This is a genomic window from Streptomyces sp. NPDC048392 (assembly GCF_043200575.1).
Taxonomy (GTDB): domain Bacteria; phylum Actinomycetota; class Actinomycetes; order Streptomycetales; family Streptomycetaceae; genus Streptomyces.
The window spans coordinates 1-2,701 of sequence record NZ_JBICYB010000090.1 but is presented as its reverse complement, the minus strand read 5'-3'; the positions used below and the strand labels follow the sequence as shown (position 1 = coordinate 2,701).

Sequence of the window (2,701 nt, the reverse complement as noted above, 5' to 3'; positions counted from 1 at the left end):
CGACACGCGAAGGCCCCGCCCGCGATCACACAGGACAAACAGGGCGAAGCGACGACCCGGTCAGGCACTCACGACCTCTGAAGAATCGAGGTTAAGGAAATCCTTTCGGGTGAGCCCACGTTCCGCCAAGAATCCGGCATGACCCCGGAGCGCTGGCTCTCGCAGTGCGTGCAGTCGGCGGCCGGTTTCACCTCTCGCGCCGATTTGCTCGCTGCATTCCGCGCGACGTGTCCCGACGCCGCTATTGGACAGCGCGCATTCTTCGCACTCGCACGGCAGCTACTCGGACGAGACGGCCGATTCGGCCCCAAGGGTGCTAAGGGTCCGTGGGGATTCCGAGTAACGCTCCCCTGATAACCACACCGGAACGTTCCGGTGTGGTCCATGATCAGAATTCAGGCTCCCAGCCGGCTTCGGGGGCCATTTTTTATGGAGGAAATAGAACCATGTCTTTCTACGGGGCCACCGATTGGGCCGCCGCAGCGTCTCTACTCGGAATCGAATATGACCCGTCGGCCATGTCGGCAAAGTCCGCCATTGAGGAATCCGGCTACATCGTCCGGGACCTACCGGCCGAGGCCGAGGCAGAGTTGCGCCGTACGCGGGGCCGGTGGGCCGACGCACAGCAGCCGTACCCCGAAGTCGCTGTGCGGGCGTCAGAGGCCCGTTCGCTGCGTGACGCGATGGATGACCCTTGGCGGCCCCTGTGGGAGCTGCACAGCGCCGAGGAACGCGTTACCCGCCTCGCTGTCCGGCGTGCCGCTCAGACGGCCGCTGTGTCCAAGTCGTGGGCCGTCTCCGCCGGTTGGGTTGAGATGAGCGACGGCCGTAAGCGCTACACCGGAACATGCCGCGAGTGCAGCCATGAATTCACGGTGACCCGTCCCGCTGTCTCGTCTCGTCGCTGGCCGCAGATATGCGACGGATGCAAGTTGGAACGTGAGCGTTCCCGTAAGCGCGAGTGGGCACGGCGCAAGCGAGCGGCTGAATCAAGCGCCGCGTAGACGCTTACTTATGACTATGGGCCGGAGTGGTTACCGGCCCGCTCTCCATAGAAGAAGCGCGGTTAGTTGATAGCGCCCCCTGGTGGTCATTGCGACTGCCGGGGGGCGTTTCTTTTTGATTGGAATTCCCTTGTCCCGTGACCTCATGGCGGACGCACAGTACGCCTTTATTCAGTACGCCACCGGCGCTGTAAGCGACCCGTACACCGTTCTCGACTCTCACCGCCTATTCGCGGTCGAGCTGCTTTGCGACGGCCTAGTAACCGGCGACGACGTACGCGAGTCGGTTCTAGCCCTCATCAAGGCACTCAATTTCAAGACCGACCAGCGCACGGCGCAGCCGGTCAACACCGTTCTTTCTGAGGAGGTCTGACAATGGCCAACATCTTTGCCGTAAGCCACGTCGTCGCCAAGAATGCCGCATCGCTACTCAAGGCCGAGCTAGTTCTAGGTCGTCTCGTGTTCCGTGACGCCGAGTCCGATTTCATCGGCGGGCGGGGCGACACGGTGAGTGTCCGCATCCCGCGCATTCTTCAGGCATCCAAGTTCACCGGGTCCACCTCGGCTATCAGCACGCCGCTAAATGAGCAGACGGTTTCCGTCACTCTGAATACGCACGCGATGCAGCCGCTAGAGCTGACCGCTAAGGACATGACGCTAGAGGTTGAGAACTTCTCCGCACAGGTCCTTATGCCACAGGTTGCCGGTGTGGCCGAGATGATCGAAGAGGAGATTGCCACCGTGATGCAGCCGGTTATTACCGGTGCCACGCTGACGATTGATCCGGCCAACCCGCGTGATGCGATTACCGAGGCTGGCGAAATTCTCGACACGCGCAAGGTCGGCGCTAAGTCGCGCGTCCTGGTGGTGAGCCCGAACGTTAAGCGTGCGCTGCTCATGGACCCGAACCTATCCAACGTCGATTCGGCCGGTTCGCCGTCCGCTCTCCGTGACGCCATTGTGGGCCGACTGCACGGATTCGACGTTTACATGTCGCCGTTCATCACCGATGGCGCTGTTGCCATGACCCGTGAGGCTTTCGCCGCCGCTATCAAGGCACCGGCTAAGCCCGAGTCGGTTTCCGGCGCGTCGGCAACGGACGATAACCAGCAGGGCTACGCCATGACTTGGTTTGTCTCCTTCAACGGCGAGACCCGTACGGAAATGAGCGTCGTTGAGGCGTTCGTGGGTGCGACTGTTCTTGACGCACAGCGCGCGGTCGGCCTCAAGTTTGTTCCGGCTGCGTAAGGAGGGGCGATTGTGGCCGAGGTAGAGAACACGCCTGAGACGCCACAGGAGCCCGCTGGAAGCCTCATTGAGGCCACGGAGGTGGAATCGGTCCCCGAGGCCGGTTCCATCCCGCCTGCGGGCACTGAGAGCGTTTCTGAGCCGTCGCTAGATGATCTGCGGGCCGAGGTGGAGCAAGCCGCTATGGCACTCCGCACGTCCGAGGATCTACGGCAGCAGCTCAATTCACAGTTGGACGACGCCGAGGAACGCGTTAAGGCGGCCGAGGTTGCGCTAGAGCGGGAGCGGGTCGGCCGTCGCCACGGATTGCCAGATGAGCTAATGGAGTTCCTGCGCGGCGACTCCTCCGAGGCACTAGTGTCTCGTGATTCCGTTTATGTCACTTTGAGTTGTTCCTGACGAGCTTCTTCATGTTGGTCTGGACGAGGCGGACCTTCGCAAGGACCTCG

The 2,701-nt window shown here is 62.0% G+C and carries 3 protein-coding genes; all 3 read left to right on the top strand.

What is annotated here, in order from left to right:
* The first annotated feature begins 1,149 nt into the window (after positions 1-1,149).
* The 3 genes from ACGFYH_RS37230 to ACGFYH_RS37220 are packed head-to-tail and all read left to right on the top strand — an operon-like array spanning position 1,150 to position 2,651.
* Positions 1,150-1,377 (top strand): hypothetical protein, encoded by a 228-nt coding sequence (locus ACGFYH_RS37230; RefSeq protein ID WP_393807603.1) that lies wholly within the window; start codon positions 1,150-1,152, stop codon positions 1,375-1,377.
* A 2-nt stretch (positions 1,378-1,379) separates the two neighbouring features.
* On the top strand, positions 1,380-2,252 hold the full coding sequence (locus tag ACGFYH_RS37225) for a P22 phage major capsid protein family protein (RefSeq protein WP_393807602.1): 873 nt from the start codon (positions 1,380-1,382) through the stop codon (positions 2,250-2,252).
* Between the two features lie 12 nt (positions 2,253-2,264).
* Positions 2,265-2,651, top strand: a complete 387-nt coding sequence (locus tag ACGFYH_RS37220; RefSeq protein WP_393807601.1) for a hypothetical protein — start codon at positions 2,265-2,267, stop codon at positions 2,649-2,651.
* Positions 2,652-2,701 lie beyond the last annotated feature (50 nt).